Source organism: Streptomyces sp. NPDC059142, from assembly GCF_042755665.1.
In the GTDB taxonomy this organism is placed as follows: Bacteria; Actinomycetota; Actinomycetes; order Streptomycetales; family Streptomycetaceae; genus Streptomyces.
Map to the genome: position 1 here is coordinate 1 of NZ_JBHZDA010000004.1, position 17235 is coordinate 17235.

At 72.0% G+C, this 17235-nt stretch carries 17 protein-coding genes; 10 read left to right on the forward strand and 7 right to left on the reverse strand.

The window, feature by feature from the left end; genetic code table 11:
• Positions 1-96: 96 nt before the first annotated feature.
• From ACFXPK_RS02945 to ACFXPK_RS02955, 3 genes are read right to left on the reverse strand one after another with little or no spacing between them, the layout of a single operon-like run.
• The gene (locus tag ACFXPK_RS02945) at positions 97-1185 is read right to left on the reverse strand and encodes a threonine aldolase family protein (protein ID WP_385008052.1); all 1089 of its coding nucleotides are present in this window, start codon (positions 1183-1185) and stop codon (positions 97-99) included.
• Positions 1164-1961: an SDR family NAD(P)-dependent oxidoreductase gene (locus tag ACFXPK_RS02950; RefSeq protein ID WP_385070926.1), complete on the reverse strand. Its 798-nt coding sequence runs from the start codon at positions 1959-1961 to the stop codon at positions 1164-1166. The genes ACFXPK_RS02945 and ACFXPK_RS02950 overlap by 22 nt, the downstream gene beginning before the upstream one ends.
• A 26-nt stretch (positions 1962-1987) precedes the next feature.
• The gene (locus ACFXPK_RS02955) at positions 1988-3427 is read right to left on the reverse strand and encodes a DUF6421 family protein (RefSeq protein ID WP_385070929.1); all 1440 of its coding nucleotides are present in this window, start codon (positions 3425-3427) and stop codon (positions 1988-1990) included.
• Positions 3428-3727: 300 nt separating this feature from the next.
• On the opposite strand from ACFXPK_RS02955, the gene ACFXPK_RS02960 reads away from it, so the two are divergent.
• A complete protein-coding gene (locus ACFXPK_RS02960; protein WP_385006107.1) occupies positions 3728-4378 on the forward strand; it encodes a glycerophosphodiester phosphodiesterase in 651 nt (216 codons plus the stop codon).
• Positions 4379-4456: 78 nt separating this feature from the next.
• Here the strand turns inward: ACFXPK_RS02960 and ACFXPK_RS02965 are convergent, their stop codons facing one another.
• Positions 4457-5005: a GNAT family N-acetyltransferase gene (locus ACFXPK_RS02965; RefSeq protein ID WP_385006093.1), complete on the reverse strand. Its 549-nt coding sequence runs from the start codon at positions 5003-5005 to the stop codon at positions 4457-4459.
• A gap of 185 nt (positions 5006-5190) precedes the next feature.
• Between ACFXPK_RS02965 and ACFXPK_RS02970 the strand changes: the two genes are divergently transcribed.
• The 7 genes from ACFXPK_RS02970 to ACFXPK_RS03000 all read left to right on the forward strand — a co-directional run bounded on the left by ACFXPK_RS02970 (position 5191) and on the right by ACFXPK_RS03000 (position 11441).
• Positions 5191-5859 carry a ThuA domain-containing protein gene (locus ACFXPK_RS02970; RefSeq protein WP_385070932.1) on the forward strand — a complete coding sequence of 223 codons (669 nt, stop codon included), beginning with the start codon at positions 5191-5193 and terminating at the stop codon, positions 5857-5859.
• The gene (locus ACFXPK_RS02975) at positions 5844-6926 is read left to right on the forward strand and encodes a Gfo/Idh/MocA family protein (protein ID WP_385070935.1); all 1083 of its coding nucleotides are present in this window, start codon (positions 5844-5846) and stop codon (positions 6924-6926) included. Before ACFXPK_RS02970 ends, ACFXPK_RS02975 begins: the two co-directional genes overlap by 16 nt.
• A 175-nt stretch (positions 6927-7101) precedes the next feature.
• The gene (locus tag ACFXPK_RS02980; RefSeq protein ID WP_385070938.1) at positions 7102-7713 is read left to right on the forward strand and encodes a DUF5134 domain-containing protein; all 612 of its coding nucleotides are present in this window, start codon (positions 7102-7104) and stop codon (positions 7711-7713) included.
• Positions 7714-7830: 117 nt separating this feature from the next.
• A complete protein-coding gene (locus tag ACFXPK_RS02985) occupies positions 7831-8766 on the forward strand; it encodes a M56 family metallopeptidase (RefSeq protein ID WP_385006101.1) in 936 nt (311 codons plus the stop codon).
• Positions 8767-8824: 58 nt separating this feature from the next.
• Entirely contained in the window at positions 8825-9535 is a 711-nt protein-coding gene (locus ACFXPK_RS02990; RefSeq protein ID WP_385070941.1) for a phosphatase PAP2 family protein, read from the forward strand.
• A 19-nt stretch (positions 9536-9554) separates the two neighbouring features.
• Complete coding sequence (locus tag ACFXPK_RS02995) at positions 9555-10265, forward strand: HAD family hydrolase (RefSeq protein WP_385070944.1); 711 nt, start codon at positions 9555-9557, stop codon at positions 10263-10265.
• A gap of 216 nt (positions 10266-10481) precedes the next feature.
• Positions 10482-11441 (forward strand): alpha/beta hydrolase family protein, encoded by a 960-nt coding sequence (locus ACFXPK_RS03000; RefSeq protein ID WP_385070947.1) that lies wholly within the window; start codon positions 10482-10484, stop codon positions 11439-11441.
• Positions 11442-11486: 45 nt separating this feature from the next.
• Here ACFXPK_RS03000 and ACFXPK_RS03005 read toward each other — a convergent pair whose 3' ends face one another.
• Both ACFXPK_RS03005 and ACFXPK_RS03010 read right to left on the reverse strand, forming a co-directional pair.
• Entirely contained in the window at positions 11487-12404 is a 918-nt protein-coding gene (locus tag ACFXPK_RS03005) for a UTP--glucose-1-phosphate uridylyltransferase (protein WP_385070950.1), read from the reverse strand.
• Positions 12405-12879: 475 nt separating this feature from the next.
• Positions 12880-13998: a serine hydrolase domain-containing protein gene (locus tag ACFXPK_RS03010; RefSeq protein ID WP_385070953.1), complete on the reverse strand. Its 1119-nt coding sequence runs from the start codon at positions 13996-13998 to the stop codon at positions 12880-12882.
• 187 nt (positions 13999-14185) lie between these two features.
• Here ACFXPK_RS03010 and ACFXPK_RS03015 point away from each other — a divergent pair, with 187 nt between their 5' ends.
• The gene (locus ACFXPK_RS03015; protein ID WP_385070956.1) at positions 14186-14863 is read left to right on the forward strand and encodes a TetR/AcrR family transcriptional regulator; all 678 of its coding nucleotides are present in this window, start codon (positions 14186-14188) and stop codon (positions 14861-14863) included.
• A gap of 310 nt (positions 14864-15173) precedes the next feature.
• Here ACFXPK_RS03015 and ACFXPK_RS03020 read toward each other — a convergent pair whose 3' ends face one another.
• Complete coding sequence (locus tag ACFXPK_RS03020) at positions 15174-15677, reverse strand: MarR family winged helix-turn-helix transcriptional regulator (protein ID WP_385001965.1); 504 nt, start codon at positions 15675-15677, stop codon at positions 15174-15176.
• A gap of 97 nt (positions 15678-15774) precedes the next feature.
• Between ACFXPK_RS03020 and ACFXPK_RS03025 the strand changes: the two genes are divergently transcribed.
• Positions 15775-17043 carry a PP2C family protein-serine/threonine phosphatase gene (locus tag ACFXPK_RS03025; RefSeq protein ID WP_385070960.1) on the forward strand — a complete coding sequence of 423 codons (1269 nt, stop codon included), beginning with the start codon at positions 15775-15777 and terminating at the stop codon, positions 17041-17043.
• The last annotated feature ends 192 nt before the right edge of the window (positions 17044-17235 follow it).

Below are 17235 nucleotides of genomic sequence, written 5' to 3' on the forward strand. Positions count from 1 at the left end.
CCCGGACGGGGAGCGGCCGGTCCGGGGAGAAGCGGGCATCGACGCCGCAGGCGCGCCGGGGGCCGTGCGCCCGGCGCGCGGCCCTCCGGGCGGCGCCTACGCGGCCATCTCCTCCTTCAGCGCCTGGACGAACGCGTCGACGTCGTCCTCGGTCGTGTCGAAGGAGCACATCCAGCGGACGTCCCCGGCCTTCTCGTCCCAGAAGTAGAAGCGGAACCGCTTCTGGAGACGGACGCTCACGTCGTGCGGCAGCCGGGCGAAGACGGCGTTGGCCTGGACGGGGTACAGGATCTCCACCCCGTCGACCGTGCGGACGCCCGCCGCGAGCCGCCGGGCCATGGCGTTGGAGTGCCGGGCGTTGCGCAGCCACAGATCGCCGGCGAGCAGCGCCTCCAACTGCGCCGACACGAAGCGCATCTTGGACGGGAGCTGCATCGACAGCTTCCGCAGATGCTTCATGGCGCGTACCGCGTCCGGGTTGATCACGACGACGGCCTCGCCGAAGAGCATGCCGTTCTTCGTGCCCCCGTAGGAGAGGACGTCCACGCCCGCGGTGTTGGTGAAGGTCCGCATCGGGACGTCCAGCGAGGCGGCGGCGTTGGCTATCCGGGCGCCGTCGAGATGCACCTTCATGCCGAGCGCGTGGGCGTGCGCGCACAGGGCGCGGATCTCGTCGGGCGTGTAGACCGTGCCCAGTTCGGTGTTCTGGGTGATCGACACGGCCTGGGGCATGGCCCGGTGCTCGTCGTCCCAGCCGTACGCCTCCCGGTCGATCAGCTCGGGCGTGAGCTTGCCGTCGGGCGTCGGTACGGTGAGCAGCTTGAGCCCGGCCACGCGCTCGGGCGCGCCGCCCTCGTCCACGTTGATGTGCGCGGACTCGGCGCAGATCACGGCGCCCCAGCGGTCGGTGAGCGCCTGGAGCGCGACGACGTTGGCTCCGGTGCCGTTGAAGACGGGGAACGCCTCCGCCGTCGGGCCGAAGTGGCTGTGCATGATCCGCTGGAGGTGCGCGGTGTACTCGTCCTCCCCGTAGGCGACCTGGTGGCCGCCGTTGGCCACGGCGAGGGCCGCCAGGATCTCGGGGTGGGCGCCCGCGTAGTTGTCGCTGGCGAAGCCGCGCACCTCGGGGTCGTGGTGACGGCGCGTGTCCGTCGTACGGGACCTCACGGTCCTGGGGTCAGCCACAGGCGGTTTCCATTCACTTCCCGGGCGGGCCTGTCCCAGACCCCGGCGATGGCCTCGGCCAGTTCCGTGACGTCGGTGAAGCCCGCGAACTTCGCGTTCGGCCGCTCGGCGCGCATCGCGTCGTGGACCAGTGCCTTGATCACCAGGATGGCAGCCGCGGCGCGGGGCCCCTCCTCGCCCCCCGCCTTGCGGAAGGCGTCGCCGAGGGCGAGCGTCCATGCCTCGGCGGCGGCCTTGGCGGCGGCGTACGCGGCGTTTCCCGCGGTGGGTTTCGTGGCACCCGCGGCGCTGATCAGCAGATACCGGCCCCGGTCGCTGCGCAGGAGCCCGTCGTGGAAGGCCAGGGAGGTGTGCTGGACGGTACGGATGAGCAGTTTCTCCAGCAGCTCCCAGTCGGCCGGGTCGGAGTCGGCGAAGGTGGCGCTGCCGCGCCAGCCGCCGACGAGGTGGACCAGCCCGTCGACCCGTCCGAACTCCTTCTCGGTCCTGTCCGCCCAGGCCCGGGTGGCGGCGAGGTCGAGGAGGTCGACGGTTGCGCCGGTGATCGTGGCCCCGTCGTGCGCGTTCCTGGCGGCGTCGACCGCCTCGGCGAGCCGTTCGGGGTCCGCGTCCGCGGCGACGACGGTGGCGCCGGCCCCGGCGAGCCGCAGCACGGCGGCCCGCCCGGCGGGGCCGCCCGCGCCCGCCACGGCGACGACGGCCCCGGCCAGGGCGCCGCCCCGCTCCGTGCGCGCGCCGGGCGCCGGCTCGGCGTTCGTCCGCTGGTCCGCCGTCATTGGCGCCGTCTCCTGCCTCGGGGCGCTCACGCCGCCGTCCGGTCGGTGGCCGCCGTCGCCGCGGTCACGGCGGTTCCGGCGGGGTCGGGGGTCTCCCTGGTGATGCCCCGGGTGGAGGCGATCACATGCTTGAGCTTCTTGGCGAGCGCCTCGTAGAACATGCTCAGCGGAAACTCGTCGGGAAGCACGTCGTCCACGAGCTTCCTGGGCGGCTGGGAGAGGTCCAGGGCGTCGGGGCCCTTGGCCCAGCGGGATCCGGGGTGCGGGGCGAGATACGTCGAGACCAGTTCGTACGCCGCGAACCAGTGGACCAGTTTCGGCCGGTCGATCCCCGCCCGGTACAGCTCCTCGATCTCCGCGCAGAGCTGGTTGGTGACCTGGGGCGCGCGCTCCCAGTCGATGCGCAGGGTGTTGTCCGTCCAGCGCACCACGTCGTGCTGGTGGAGGTAGGCGAAGAGGAGCTGACCGCCGAGGCCGTCGTAGTTGCGCTCGCGCGCGCCGGTGACGGGGAAGCGGAACATCCGGTCGAAGAGCACGGCGTACTGGACGTCGCGGCCCTGCGGGAAGCCGTCGGCCTCCAGCCGTACGGCCTCGCGGAAGGCGGTGAGGTCGCAGCGCAGCTCCTCCAGTCCGTACATCCAGAACGGCTGGCGCTGCTTGATCATGAAGGGGTCGAAGGGCAGGTCGCCGTGGCTGTGGGTGCGGTCGTGGACCATGTCCCACAGGACGAACGCCTGCTGGCAGCGGTCCTGGTCGGCGACGAGCGCGCGGATGTCGTCGGGCAGGTCGACCCCGAGGGTGGCGACGGCCGCGTCGATGACCCGGCGGAAGCGGGCGGCCTCGCGGTCGCAGAAGATCCCGCCCCAGGTGAACCGCTCGGGCGCCTCGCGCACGGCGATGGTCTCGGGGAAGAACACCGCGGAGTTGGTGTCGTACCCGGCGGTGAAGTCCTCGAAGGTGATGCCGCAGAAGAGCGGGTTGTCGTAGCGCGTGCGCTCCAGCTCGGCCAGCCACTCGGGCCAGACCATGCGGACCACGACGGCTTCGAGGTTGCGGTCCGGGTTGCCGTTCTGCGTGTACATGGGGAAGACGGCGAGGTGCTGGCGGCCGTCCGTACGGTCGGCGGCGGGCCTGAAAGCGAGCAGCGAGTCCAGGAAGTCCGGGACCGCGAAGCCGCCGTCCGCCCATCTACGCAGGTCGGAGCGGAGCGCCGCGTGGTAGGCGGCGTCGTGCGGGAGCAGCGGGGAGAGCTGCTCGACCGCGGCGACCACCCGGTCGAGGGCCGCGTCGGCGTGGGCGCGTTCCGGGGCGCCGTCGGCGCCGAAGTCGATCGATCCGTCCGCGGACTGCCAGGGGCGGATCTCCTCGACGGCACTCTTGAGTCGAGGCCACGCCGGGTGCGCGATCACGCGGTCGGCGTCACTTATGCCGGGCTCAGGGGTGTCCTGCACAAGAATCTCCGTCATGTCACTTCCTCCGCAGAATATCTTGGCGTCAAGACAGTCAAGGAACTGTATAGGTGTCCTGATCTCCACCACAAGCGAAGATCAAACAAATCGTCCTGCCGATACCCCCTGGCCACCGCCGATTTTCCTGCGGTTCGAGGGTCTGACGCCTCGATTCAGCGTAGCCCGGGAAACTTCACCCGGCATGGGGACGGCGGGGGGAGCCAGAGCCGCCCATCGCCTCTAGGCTGCGCGCGAGGAGCCGCTGTCGACGAAAGTGAGACTGTCTTGACTTTCCAGATCATCGGTCATCGCGGAGTGATGGGTGTCGAGCCGGAGAACACCCTGCGCTCGTTCACGCACGCGGAGCGTGCCGGTATGGACGCCATCGAGCTGGATCTGCATCTGAGCAAGGACGGCGCCCTCGTCGTCATGCACGACACCGAGGTGGACCGTACGACCGACGGAACGGGCGCGATCGCCGAGCGGACGCTCGCCGAGCTGCGGGAGCTGGACGCGGGCGACGGCGAGCGCGTCCCGGTCTTCGAGGAGGTCCTGGACGCCGTACGGTCGCCGCTCCAGGCCGAGATCAAGGACGTGGCGGCGGCCCGCGCGCTGGCCCGGGTGATGCGGGAGCGCGATCTCGTGGGGCGCGTGGAGGTGTCGTCGTTCCACGACGAGGCGGTCGCCGAGATCGCCGCGCTGGTGCCGGGCGTCCGCACGGTGCTGATCGCCAGCCGCTGGGGCGAGGACGTGGTGGACCGGGCGACGGCGGTGGGCGCCGCCTCGCTCGCCCTGAATCTGCGCAGGCTCACCCTGGAGGTCGTGGAGCGCGCGCACGGACGGGGTCTCGGGGTGATCGGCTGGGTGGTGAACACGCAGGAGCAGCTACGGCTCGCGCGCGCCTTCGAGCTGAACGCCGTGACCACCGACCTCCCGGAGATCCGGCGCACCGGCCGCTTCACCGCCTGAGCGGAACGCCCGGGTACGCCGCCGCGGGGGGGGCCGGATCCGGAGCGCCCGGGTGCGGCGCCGCGGGGCGGGCCGGATCTACGGCAACGGCTTGACCAGCAGCTCGAACTCCAGGTCGGCCCGGAGCGGGACGCCGAAGCGCTCGTCGCCGTACGGGAAGGGGAACAGCTTTCCCGTACGGCGGTAGCCGCGCCGCTCGTACCAGGCGATCAGGTCCTCGCGCTGCCGGATCACCGTCATGTGCATCTCCTGAACGCCCCAGCCCTCGCGGGCCGTGCGCTCCGCCGCCGCGATGATCACGCGGCCGAGCCCGCCGCCCTGCGCGCCGGGCGCCACCGCGAACATGCCGAAGTAGGCCGCGTCCCCTCGGTGTTCGAGCTGGCAGCAGGCGATCAGCGCGCCGTCCCGTTCGACGGCCAGCAGCCGGCTGCCGGGCGCCTCGATCACCGCGAGCACCCCGTCCCGGTCGGTCCGCTGCCCCTCCAGGAGGTCCGCCTCGGTGGTCCAGCCGGTCCGGCTGCTGTCGCCCCGGTAGGCCGACTCGACCAGCGCGACCAGGGCCTCGGCGTCGGCCGCCGTGGCGTCGCGGTAGGTGAGCGCTTCGGTGGGGCTCGGGACGGTGTCCATGGTGCGCGGTCTCCTCGCAGACGGCCGGTGAGCCGATGGGCCGGTGGGGGGCAGCAGCAGCCTAACGCGGGTACGGATGGGCTCAACGGGGTGCGCGGGGGCGGCGGTACGGATCGGGTACGGACGTACCGGCCCGTCCGGTGTCCCCGGCGGACCCGCGACACCGATGGGAGTGTGCAACGACTGTGACACGCGAGACATCCGACGCCCGACGGGCTCTGGTCGTCCGGGGCGGCTGGGAGGGACACCGCCCCGTGGAGATCACGGAGCTGTTCCTGCCCTTCCTGCGCGCGCACGGCTTCGACGTACGGACCTCCGCCACCCTGGACGTCTACGCCGACGCCGAACTGCTCGCCGCCACCGATCTGGTCGTCCAGTGCTGGACGATGGGCGAGATCACCGGGGAGCAGAGCGCGGGGCTCGCCGCCGCCGTACGCGCCGGGACCGGGCTGGCCGGCTGGCACGGCGGGATCGTCGACTCCTTCCGCGGGGACCTCGGCTACCAGCTCCTGACCGGCGGTCAGTTCCTGATGCACCCGGCCGGCTTCTCCGACCACGAGGTCACCCCGGTCGAGGAGCACGCGGACCACCCGGTCATGGCGGGCCTCGGCGCCTTCCAGGTGCACACGGAGAAGTACTGGCTGGCCACCGATCCGCTCGTCGACGTACTCGCCACGGTCGGGTTCGCCGCGGACGAGGACCGCGCGCGGCCGGTCACCATGCCCGCCGTGTGGACCAGGAACTGGGGCGCGGGACGGGTCTTCGTCTCGGCCGTCGGCCACAAGCCGGACGACTTCGACGTACCCGAGGTACGGACACTCACCGAGAGGGGGCTGCTGTGGGCGAGCCGCTGAGAGTCGGCATGGTGGGCGCGGGCACGATCAGCGGCGCCTATCTGGACACCCTGGAGCGGCTGGCGAACGTGACGCTCACCGCCGTCACCGACCTCGACCCCGGCCGCGCCGCCGCCGTCGCCGCCCGGGTGCCGGGGGCGGCCGTGGCCCGCTCCGCCGCCGAGCTGGCGGGCAGGGACGATGTCGACGCCGTCCTCAATCTGACGATCCCCGCGGCCCACGCCGACGTCGCCCTGACGGCGCTCGCCGCGGGCAAGCACGTCTACGGGGAGAAACCGTTCGCCACCACCCGGGCGGAGGCCGACGCGCTGCTGGCCGCCGCCGCGCACGCGGGCGGTCCCCGGCTCGGCTGCGCGCCCGACACCGTCCTGGGCACAGGGGTCCAGACGGCGCGCAAGGCGGTCGACGACGGGCTGATCGGCACCCCGGTCGCCGCGACCGCCTTCATGACCACGGCGGGACACGAACGCTGGCACCCCGCACCCGAGTTCTACTACCGGCACGGCGGCGGGCCGCTGCTCGACATGGGCCCGTACTACCTCTCCGCGCTCGTCCATCTCCTCGGCCCGGTCGAGCGGGTGACCGGCGCCGCCTCCCGGCCCCGCGCCGAGCGGGAGATCGGCGGCGGGCCGCGCGCCGGCGAGCGGTTCGGCGTCGAGGTGGACACCCATGTGAGCGGGGTGCTCCGGCACACGAACGGCGCGCTCACCACGCTGGTGATGAGCTTCGACGTCCACGCCGCGCGCCTGCCGCGCATCGAGGTGTACGGCACCGGCGGCTCCCTCTCCGTACCGGACCCCAACGGCTTCGAGGGACCCGTGGAGCTGCACGGGCCCGCCGGACCGTGGGAGACCCTGCCGGTCTCGGCGGGGTACGCGGCGGCCGGGCGCGGCACCGGGCTCGCGGATCTGGCGTGGGCGCTCGACGAGGGACGCCCGCACCGGGCCTCCGCCGAGATGGCGCGGCATGTCCTGGACATCATGCTGACGCTGCTCGACTCGGCGCGGGAGGACAGGGCGCTGCGGGTGGCGAGCACCTGCGACCGCCCCGATCCCGTGGAGCGGTGACCGTAGGGCGTCCGCCGCCGGTGCACGCGAGGGGACGCGGCGCGGTCCGTGTCCCCCGGGTGCGGCCCGGGGCCCCGCCGCGTCCTGCGCGCCCCCCGTGTCCCTCTGCGCGTGTCTGCGCACCCGCCGCGCCGGGCATCACTTCGCCGACACCACGGAACGGGGGAGGTGCGCGGTGCACGGATCCGTGACGGCCGGCTGGCTGCTCGTCGCGCTCTGCGCGACGGCCGGGGCGTACTGCCTGCTCCGGTTACGGGCAGGCGGCGCGGCCCGGCACGGCACGGTGGGCGGTGAGGCGCTGATGGGGTTCGGGATGGCGGCGATGGCCGTGCCCGCCACGGTGGTGACGCCCCCGCGCTGGGTCTGGCTGGGGTACGCGGTGGTCTTCGGCATGGCGGCGGTGCGCGCGCCGGCCTCGGACCGGGGCTCGGCCCACCGGGCGCACCACCTGCTGGGCATGCTCGCGATGGTCTACATGGCGGGCTCCATGGCCACCGTGGCGGGCGGGCCGCACGCCGCGCACACGGCGGCGGGGATCCCGCAGGTCACCGCCGCGCTGCTGCTCTATTACGCCGGTTACGTGCTGTGGGCGGGCGCCCGGCTGCTGCCGCTGCCCGCTCTGCCGGGGCCCGCGCCCGGCCCGGCGCCGGGTGGCGCGCCCGGTGCCGTCGCCGTTCCGGCGCACGGGGTTTCGGGGGCCGTCGGCTGGGCGGACCGGACGGAGCTGGTGCCCGCCTGCCGGCTGTCGATGGGGATCGCGATGCTGGCGATGCTGCTCACGCTCTGATTTCGGCCGGTTCACTCCGGTTCCGTGATCACCCGGGCCCGCCGTGAAACGTGTCGTGGGTCACTTGCCGGTCAAGGTCATACCCCTGGGGGGCGCGACCCTCATACGCTGGGCGCCATGATGGTCTCCTTGGCGCTGCTGCTGCTCGGTGCACTGGCCGCGATCATCGCGCCGCGGATTCTGTCCCGTGCCGAATGGCCCGAGCGTGAACCTGTGGTGGCGCTGTGGGTCTGGCAGTGCGTCGTCGCGGCCGTCCTGCTGAGTTTCGCCCTCTCCATGGTCTTCAGCGCGGCCGCCGCCTGGGTGGCCGTACGGGGGCATGTGTTCGCGCCCGCGCCGAGCGGTGTGGTGGAGGCGTACGCCTTCGGGCCGAACCGGTCGTGGTCCGCCGTCCTGGCGGTCCTGCTGGCGGGCGGCGGTCTGTGGACGGTGGCGATGCTCACCCGTGAGATCCACCGGGCCCGCCGCAGGCGCCGGCAGCGCCGCAGGGAACTGCTCGTACGCGCCCCGGTGCTGCCCGGCGAGGAGCCGGGCGGCGAACCGCTCGTGGTGCTGGAGGGCGAGCGCCCCGGTGCCTGGTGGCTGCCGGGCACGGCGCCCCAACTGGTCATCACCACGGCCGCGTTGCGTCGCCTGAAGGGCCGTCAACTGGACGCCGTGCTCGCCCATGAAGAGGGTCACGCGCGGGCCCGGCACGACTGGCTGCTGCACTGCTCGGGGGCGCTCGCGAACGGCTTCCCGCAGATCCCGGTCTTCGCCGCGTTCCGCGACGAGATGCACCGGCTGGTCGAGTTGGCCGCGGACGATGTGGCCTCGCGGCGCTTCGGCCGGCTGACGATCGCCCTCGCCCTGGTCGAACTCAACGAGGACCGTGGGGTGTTCGGCCCCGGCACCACCCCGGACGCGCAGCTCCCGCAGCGGGTGCACCGGTTGCTGACGCCCGTTCCCCGGCTGACCGCGGGGCGCCGGCTGCGGCTGACCGCGGCGGCCGCGCTGGTGCCGGTGGTCCCGCTGCTGATCGCGTTCGTACCGGCGCTGCGCGCGCTCGGATAACGCGCCCGGGGCGCCCGCCGGGTAGCCCGCCGCGCCCCGCGTCGGCGAGTATCACCTCATGCACCCCCCGCCGACGCCCGCGCCTCCCGCCCCCACCGCCCCGCACGCGCCGCGTTCCTGGAGAACGCGGCGGCCAGGACCGGGCCGTACGGCCGCGCTGCTGACCGTCGCGGCGGGGATCCTGACGGCGCTCGTCGTCGTACGGTGGGGGCCGCTGATCGCGTTCGACCAGGCCGTCGCGGACGGACTGCACCGCCGGGCGGTGGCCGGCCCTGAACTCACCCAGGCCAACCGGCTGCTCTCCGACTGGGCCTGGGACCCCTGGACGATGCGGCTGCTGACGGCGGTGGCCGTGGTCATGGTGTGGCTGCGCGGCGAGCGGCTGCTCGCCGCGTGGGTGGCGGGGTCGAGCGCGCTGGGCGCGGCCGTCTCCCAGGGGCTGAAGTGGGCCGTGGGACGGGAGCGTCCGCAGTGGCCCGACCCGGTCGACTCCGCGCACTTCGCCGCGTACCCCTCGGGACATGCCATGACGGCGACGGTGACCTGCGGACTGCTGCTGTGGCTGACCTGGCGTCAAGGGGTGGGCGCGGGGCTCCGGCGGGCGGCCGTGGCGGTCGCGGTGGTGTCGGTCGCCGGCGTGGGAATCACCCGATTGTGGCTGGGCGTGCACTGGAGTTCGGATGTTCTGGGTGGCTGGCTGCTCGGTGGCGCCCTGGTCGCCTTCTCGATCGCGCTGTTCAGGCGCGTGACCTTGTCCAGAAAGCCGTGACGCGGGAAGGATCGGGTACATGACCTACAAGGCTGTGCTCTTCGACTTCTCCGGGACTCTTTTCCGTATCGAATCCGCGAGTTCATGGCTGCGCGCCGTGCTCGACGAGGCGGGTGTCGCCGTATCCCCCATCGAGGTACGGCGGTACGCGATGCGGCTGGCCGTGGTGGGCGCGCTGCCCGGTCTGCCCTCCCCGCAGGAGGTACCGCCGGATCTGGCCGAGCTGTGGGCGACCCGCGACGAGAGCGCCGAACGCCACCGCGCCGCGTACACCGGGGTCGCCCGCCAGGTGGAACTGCCCAGCCCCGGCCTGTACGACGCGCTCTACGACCGCCATATGACACCGGACGCCTGGCGCCCCTACGCGGACGCGGCCGAGGTGCTGGGCGCGCTGCGGGGCAGCGGCATCGGCGTCGCGGTGGTGAGCAACATCGGCTGGGACCTGCGCCCCGTCTTCCGCGCCCACGGTCTGGACGCCCTCGTGGACGCGTACGTGCTCAGTTACGAACACGGCATCCAGAAGCCCGACACCCGCCTTTTCCGGGCCGCCTGCGAGGAGTTGGGCCAAGATCCGCACGATGTGCTGATGGTCGGCGACGACCGGCACGCGGACGGCGGCGCGGCGGCACTCGGCTGCTCGGTCCACTTCGTGGACCACCTCCCGGTGGAGGAGCGCCCCGCGGGCCTGCGCCCGGTCATCAGCCTCGCGGGCGCCGACCCGCTCCCGTAAACCGCTCCACCCACCGCGCGGGGGCGCGTTCCGTACGTACGGGACGCGCCCCCGCGTGCGTCACTCCCCCTCTCCGCCCCCTGGCACCCCCACCCCTGGCCTCGACTTTTGATCATTGACAAAGCGGAACGAGGTTCCGTATCGTAAATGGAACAACGTTCCGCTTCCGGTGTCGCCGAGACCGGCGGCGGAGTCCAGTGAAGGGATCCACGCACCATGAGTGAATCGACGCATCCGACCGACGCCTCCGGGGCGCCCGTTCCCGTTCTCTCGGTCGGTCCGGTGGTACTGCCCGCGCCCGGCCGCGCCGTGGATCTGGAGGTCCGGGTCTCCGCGCCGGTGACCGGGAGCGAGCTGCCGGTCATCCTCCTCTCGCACGGCCAGGGGTACTCGAACCATCTCTCCTCGCTGAACGGCTACGCCCCGCTCGCCCACTACTGGGCCGCGCGCGGCTTCGTCGTCGTCCAGCCCACCCACCTCAGCTCCAGGACGCTGACCCTGCCCGCCGACACCCCCGGGGCACCCCTGTACTGGCGGTCACGGGCCGAGGACATGAAGCTCGTTCTCGACCGGCTCGACGCGATCGAGTCCGCCGTTCCGCGGCTCCTCGGACGCGTGGACCGCACCAAGGTCGCCGTGGCCGGGCACTCGATGGGCGGCCACACCGCGAGCCTGCTGCTGGGGGCGCGGCTCACCGACCCGGACGACGGTACGGAGGTGGACCTGTCCGACGCCCGAATCACGGCGGGGCTCCTGCTCGCCGCGCCCGGCAGGGGCGGTGACGCGCTCACCGGGGCGACGGCCGAGAACTACCCCTTCTTCCTGAGCACGGACTTCTCCCGGATGGCGACACCCACGCTCGTGGTCGCCGGCGACCAGGACGCCTCCGCCCACCTGACCGTCATGGGACCGGAGTGGCACACCGATCCGTACACCCTCTCCCCCGGCCCCAAGTCGCTGCTCACCCTCTTCGACGCGGAGCACGGGCTCGGCGGGATCTCCGGGTACGACGTCGCGGAGACCACCGACGAGCACCCCGGGCGGGTGGCCGCGGTCCAGCGGCTCACCTGGGCCTATCTCCGCACCCGGTTCCAGCCCGGGGACACCGCCTGGCAGGACGCGTGCGACGCGCTGACGGCGGGCACCGGCCCGCTCGGACGCGTCACGTCCAGGTGAGACCGGGCCCGCCGCCGCTCCGGACCGCCCGGACGGGCGGGAGGATCAGGCGGATCCGGGCGCCGAACCGTCGTCCAGGTCGCGGGCGAGCCGGCGCAGCAGCGGCCCGTACTCCGGGTGGGCGAGGGCCGAGGCGAACTGGGCGACCAGATAGTCCGCGGGGTTGCCGGTGTCGTACCAGCGGCCCTGGATGACCTGGCCGTAGACGGCGCGGGTGGCGGCGTAGGCGTTGACCGCGTCGGTCAGATAGACCTCGCCGGTGCGGTGCTCGTACCAGCGCCTGGTCTGCTCGCGCAGCTCGTCGATGATGCCGGGGGTGACGACATAGCCGCCGATGGCCGCGAACGCCGACGGCGCGTCCACCGGCTTCGGCTTCTCCACCAGGCCGGTGATCCGCAGCAGACCGTCGTCCAGGTCCTCCTTGACGACGGGGACGCCGTAGCGCTGGGAGTCCTCCGGCGCCATGGGCATCACGGCCAGCACCGGGCAGCGCGTCGCCTCGTACGCGCGGATGAGCTGCTGGGCCCGGGGGACCTCGGCGACGAAGACGTCGTCGGGCCACAGGACCAGCATCGGCTCGTCACCGAGGTTCCTGGCGGCGTTGAGCACCGGCGTGCCGTTGCCGTACGGGCCGTGCTGGTCCAGATAGGTGATGTGGCCCTGCCTGGCCAGTTCGGCGACCTCCTCGACCGCGTCCGCGTAGGCGGTCTTGCCGTCGGCGCGAAGCTGCTCCACCAGGGCGGGATTGGGCCGGAAGTGATCCTGGATCAGGGACTTCCCGCCCGAGACCACGATGGTGATGTCCGTGATCCCGGATGCCACCAGCTCGCGTACGGTGTGCTCGATCACCGGCTTGTCGCCGACCGGCAGCATCTCCTTCGGTGTCGCCTTCGTCAGCGGCAACAGGCGCGAGCCCAGGCCGGCGGCGGGGATCACGGCCCTGCGGATCATCGAACTGGTCATCGGCTCTCTCCTGGCCGAGACCCCCCGCGCGGGAAGCGTCGCCCATGTTGTCGAGGTACGTACGGGTGGGGCGGCGGTACGGCGGCGGCCTGGCGGGCGAGCCGACGGGGAACGCCGGTGCGGACAGCGTACGCGCGGGCGTCGTACGCCGCCGTGTTCACGCCACGCCCGCCGTGCGGCGCACAGAGGTTCAGGGGGCGCCCGAACAGGGCGCCGGTGAAGGGGCCGGGGCCCCGCCCGGGTACCGCGCCGTGCCACCGGGCGGTGACGACCGCGCGTACCTGCTCGGTCAGACCCTCTTGGGGTGCCATCAACGAGCGGCGGACCAACCGACAAGCAACCCGCCAGTAGTCCGCGGATCGAACGAAGACGGCCTTCTGGGCACGTCCGACTTCGAGCATGGCCTGGTGGACGGGGTGGGAGGCGGTGCGGGTGAAGCGCCGCAGGACGGGGGCCGTCACTCTCCCCGGCCCGGTCAGCCGTACATCGCCGCGCGGTAGAGAGCCGCAAGCGCGTCGTCGATGGGATGGGGCTGCGGCTTGCCGGAGGAGTCGAGCGTGTTCCACCTCTGCAGGTTCACCGCGACCGCCATCTGCCGCCTGCCGTCGGCACGGGTCATGGCCAGCGCTCCACCACCCCAGACCGTGCCGCCATGGCCCCAGAAGATGCCCTGACCGGGCCCCTCCATCGGGTGCAGGCCGAGGCCGTAGTCGATCGTCCTTCCCTCTTGGGAGACGACCGGGACGGTGCGTTGCATCTGCGCCAGCGACGACGGACTGACGATCTCCCCGGCCGGCAGCATGCCGTAGAAACGGTTGAGGTCCGCGACGGTCGATATCAGCGAGGCCGACGGCCCCACCCATGACATGTCGTAGACGCTGTAGTCGCGCGGCGGGTCGATCATGCCGAACCACGCCTCGTAGAGCTGCGAGTGCGGCCCGTCGACGTGCGGTCCGGCGGGGAATTCGGTGTCCCGGAGCCCGGCGCGCTCGATGACGTTCCGGGTGATGTACCGCTCGGCCGTAGTGCCGGTCACCTGTTCCAGGAGTTCGCCGAGGAGCAGGTAGTTGGTGTTGGAGTACACCCCCGGCGTACCGCCCGGGGTGCCGACGGCAGGTGCGGTGACCCCCATCTCGATCAGTTCAGTGGGGTTGAACCGCGTGAACCGGTGGTCGTCCAGGCTCTGGGGTCCGGTGTCCGCGAGGGCGGGGAACGCCTTGAGGGAGGGGTAGGCGTACGGGAGGTACTCGGCGAGGCCGCTGGTGTGGTTGATCAGCATCCGGACCGTGATCGCGTCACCGCGTTCTCCGGGAACCAGCCACGGAAGGTACCGGCCGATCGGTGTGTCGAGACCGATCTGACCGCTCTCGACCTGTTGCAGGACCGCGGCGGCGGTGAAGGTCTTGGTGATGCTGCCGACCCGGTGCCGCATGTCGGCGGTGACGGGGCGGCCGGTGGCGACATCGGCGACCCCGGCGGCACCGCGCCAGACCTGGTCGCCGTCACGCACCTCGGCGAACAGGCCCGGCATCCCGGCGCGGTGGACGTTTTCGATGGCGGCGTTCAGCGCCGCGGAATCCAGTGGGTTCTTCACGTCATGCGTCCTTTCGTATTCCCCGGGGCGAGCTCCGCATCGGTCGCCTGACCCGGATAACGGGGCACGAGTGGCATGCCGGGCCGTCTCCTGCCGGGCCGCCCGGCATGTCCCTGTCCTCATTATGCACGCGGTGCGTGCAACGCCAAGTGCATAGGTTAGGCTGAGATCCGGCGAGAGGAGCGACATGGCAGGCCGAAGGCGCTGGTCGACCGAAGAGATCCTGGATGCGGCGGCGGAGCTGCTGCGCAGCAGCGACGCGGATTCGTTCAGCGTGCGCAAGCTGGCCGCGGCCCTCGGGACCGATTCCTCCAGCCTCTACCGGCACTTCCGCAGCAAGACCGAACTGCTGCGCGCGGTCGCCGACCGGATTCTTCTCGCGGCCATGGACGGCCACCGCCCCGAGGGCGACTGGAAGCAGCGCATCACGGCCCTGGCCCTGCGCGTGAGAGAGGCATTCGGACAGCAGCCCCAGCTCGCCGCGGTCTGGGGACGCTACGCGTCGAGCGGCACCGGTTCCCGGCTGGTCATGGAAGAGCTGCTACAGGCGCTGCGAGCGTCGGGACTGCCCGACGAGGAGATCCCGGCGCGTTACCACCGGATCGCGGTCCTCATCGCCGCGTTGATCGCCTCCGAGGCCGGGGTCAGCACCGTCACCCCCGAAGAGTACGAACAGGGCATGGAGCTGTTCCGCGTCGCGGTACTCGGCGCCGACCCCGAACGCTTCCCGGCCCTGGCCCACTTCGCCCGCGACGTCCGCCCCCTCGGGGCGGACCGCCGCGCCGCGTTCGAAGAGATCCTCGCCGCCCAACTCGCCCACATCGAAGCTGCGATCTGCTCGGGAGTGTCGGTACACGACGTTTGACGACAGGTGGCTGACCCGTCCGATGAACCCGGGAAATCCGGGGGTTCGCGGCGGCGCGAATCCCATCGGATCCGATGGTGATTGCTGACAGGGTTTGACGACAGATAAGGTCCGATCCTCCGTAGGGAAGGGGCCCCTCGGTGGCGAACCTGCTCCACAAGCGGGTACACGCCACCAGGCCGTTGCTCTACGGGAACAGGGCCGAGACGACGCAGAGGACCCCGGCGATCAAGCTGCCGTGGGTCCTCTGCTGTCCAACCTTCGATCCGCAGGCTACTGGCGGGTTACTTGTCGGTTGGTTCGCCGCTCGTCAACGGTGCCCCCTCTTGGGGCGGGGCAGCTCGCCCGCGTGCGGGCGCGTTTCGGCGACGGCTTCGCAGAGGGCGGCCAGCCCCGTGGCGAGAGCGTCACGTGTGGTGGGCGTCATACGGCTCATGGCCAGCCGGAGGGCCTGTTCGCGGCGGCGGCGGATCTCGCGCAGGTGCGCGACCCCCGCGTCGGTGAGTTCGAGCCGCGTCTCACGCCTGTCCTCGGGGCGCGGAGTTCTGCGGAGGAAGCCGGCGGCCTGCAACCGGTCGCAGAGGCGGGTGGCCGACGGCGCGGCCACCGCGAGGTGCCGGCGGAGCGTGCTGAGATTGATACCGGGCTCGCGTTCTACGATGTACATCACACGGATCTGGGCAGTGGAGACCGGAGCGGTGCTCAGGACGTCCCGGCCGTGGTCCCAGGCCATCTCCATCAGCTCAAGGACATGCGTGACCTCGGGCAGGGGTTCGGACGCCTGCGGATGGAGGTGGACGGGGTCCTCGCGCATGTGACACTCCCGACGGAGCACGGTGTGCTCGTTCCGGTCGGCGATTCGTGGGCAGTCGCGTGATGAAGATATGTCAAGGAAAGCAGGTTCGGTACCGATGGAAAGACCCCGCGCGGTCGAGCGCGTACTGCGCGAGGCCGCGCCCCATGAGATTTTCGACGCGCTCCGCGCTCTGATCGAGCGCCGGCACCACGCGGTGTCGGTGGAGCTGTTGATGGCCGACTACGCCATGACCGAGCTGCGGTTGGTGCACGTCCTGCCCCACACGGCTCCCCCGCTCTCTCTTCTCGGCACGGCCGCCGGCCGCGCGTTCAGCACCCAGGAGCCGCACTGTGTCGAGGGCCCAGGGGCCACGGTAACGGTGTTCGTGCCCGTCAGTGTGCGCGGCGACCGGCTGGGGGTGCTGAGCATCACACTGCCCGGCGGCACGGACGGCATCGGCACGGACTACATCGGCACGGACCACTCCGGCACGGACGGCATCGGCCCCGACGGCCCCGGAACGGACGGCTCCGGCGCGAACAGCCTCGGCCCGGGTATGAAGGAAGAGTTCCGGGGGTACGCGGACGCGCTCGCGCACGAGATCGTCGTCGCGGAGCGGGACACCGATCTGTTTCTCCAGGCCCGCAGGACCGAGCGCCTGACGCTGGCGGCGGAAATGCAGTGGCAGTTGCTCCCGGGACGCTCCTGCTCCCGGCCCGAGTACAGCATCGGCGCGCAACTGGAACCCGCCTACGCCATCTTCGGCGACAGCTTCGACTGGTCGGCCTCGGCCGACGACCTGGTTCTCACCGTGAGCAACGGCATGGGCGAGGGAATCGACGCCGCGCTGCTCACCAATCTCGCGGTCAACGCCCTGCGCAACGCCCGGCGCGCGGGCCTGGACCTCGCCGGTCAGGCGTTCCTCGCCGACCAGGCGATCTACGGCCAGCACCAGGGACACCAGTACCTCTCCACGCTGCTGCTCCGCTTCCATCTCCCGACCGGCGACGTGGAGATCATCGACGCCGGGTCGCCCCGGATCTGGCGACTCCGCGCGGACGTCGTCGAGCCGATCGAGATGGACCCGCAGATGCCGTTGGGGATGTTCGAGGACTCCGTGTACATCCCTCAGCGCTTCGCCGTCCTGCCCGGAGACCGGTTGCTGTTCATCAGTGACGGCGTCTACGACGCCCTGTCCCCCGCCGGGGAGAAGTACAGCCTCCACGCCCTGGCCAGGGTGATCATCGACACACGTCTGCTGCCCGCCTCCCAGGTCCCCCGGGCGATGCTGGAAGAGCTGTTGGGGCACCGGGGTTCCGGACCCGCCTCGGACGACTCCCTGGTCGTGTGCCTGGACTGGCACGGCCGCCCCTCGGCGGCCTGACGCACGCGCGTCGGGGCCCGATCCTCACCGGCGGAACGGGCCCCGGCCCTGTGGCTCTTCTGTGAAGGATCTGACACCTCGGCGTGAAGTCCTTGCGCGGCAGGGCTTTTCCGGCGCCGGCGGGCGGGGGCGCGGTTGCCATGGAGAGCGGAGATGCGGGATGGTTGCCGTCAGGTAAGTATTTCCCGTCCA

Excerpts from the sequence above, each read along its gene's own strand:
- ACFXPK_RS02950 (WP_385070926.1), bottom strand. The coding sequence starts at position 1,961 with ATGACGGCGGACCAGCGGACGAACGCCGAGCCGGCGCCCGGCGCGCGC.
- ACFXPK_RS02955 (WP_385070929.1), bottom strand. The coding sequence starts at position 3,427 with ATGACGGAGATTCTTGTGCAGGACACCCCTGAGCCCGGCATAAGTGAC.
- ACFXPK_RS02960 (WP_385006107.1), top strand. The coding sequence starts at position 3,728 with ATGGGTGTCGAGCCGGAGAACACCCTGCGCTCGTTCACGCACGCGGAG.
- ACFXPK_RS02965 (WP_385006093.1), bottom strand. The coding sequence starts at position 5,005 with ATGGACACCGTCCCGAGCCCCACCGAAGCGCTCACCTACCGCGACGCC.
- ACFXPK_RS02985 (WP_385006101.1), top strand. The coding sequence starts at position 7,831 with ATGATGGTCTCCTTGGCGCTGCTGCTGCTCGGTGCACTGGCCGCGATC.
- ACFXPK_RS02990 (WP_385070941.1), top strand. The coding sequence starts at position 8,825 with ATGCACCCCCCGCCGACGCCCGCGCCTCCCGCCCCCACCGCCCCGCAC.
- ACFXPK_RS02995 (WP_385070944.1), top strand. The coding sequence starts at position 9,555 with ATGACCTACAAGGCTGTGCTCTTCGACTTCTCCGGGACTCTTTTCCGT.
- ACFXPK_RS03000 (WP_385070947.1), top strand. The coding sequence starts at position 10,482 with ATGAGTGAATCGACGCATCCGACCGACGCCTCCGGGGCGCCCGTTCCC.
- ACFXPK_RS03005 (WP_385070950.1), bottom strand. The coding sequence starts at position 12,404 with ATGACCAGTTCGATGATCCGCAGGGCCGTGATCCCCGCCGCCGGCCTG.
- ACFXPK_RS03015 (WP_385070956.1), top strand. The coding sequence starts at position 14,186 with ATGGCAGGCCGAAGGCGCTGGTCGACCGAAGAGATCCTGGATGCGGCG.
- ACFXPK_RS03020 (WP_385001965.1), bottom strand. The coding sequence starts at position 15,677 with ATGCGCGAGGACCCCGTCCACCTCCATCCGCAGGCGTCCGAACCCCTG.
- ACFXPK_RS03025 (WP_385070960.1), top strand. The coding sequence starts at position 15,775 with ATGGAAAGACCCCGCGCGGTCGAGCGCGTACTGCGCGAGGCCGCGCCC.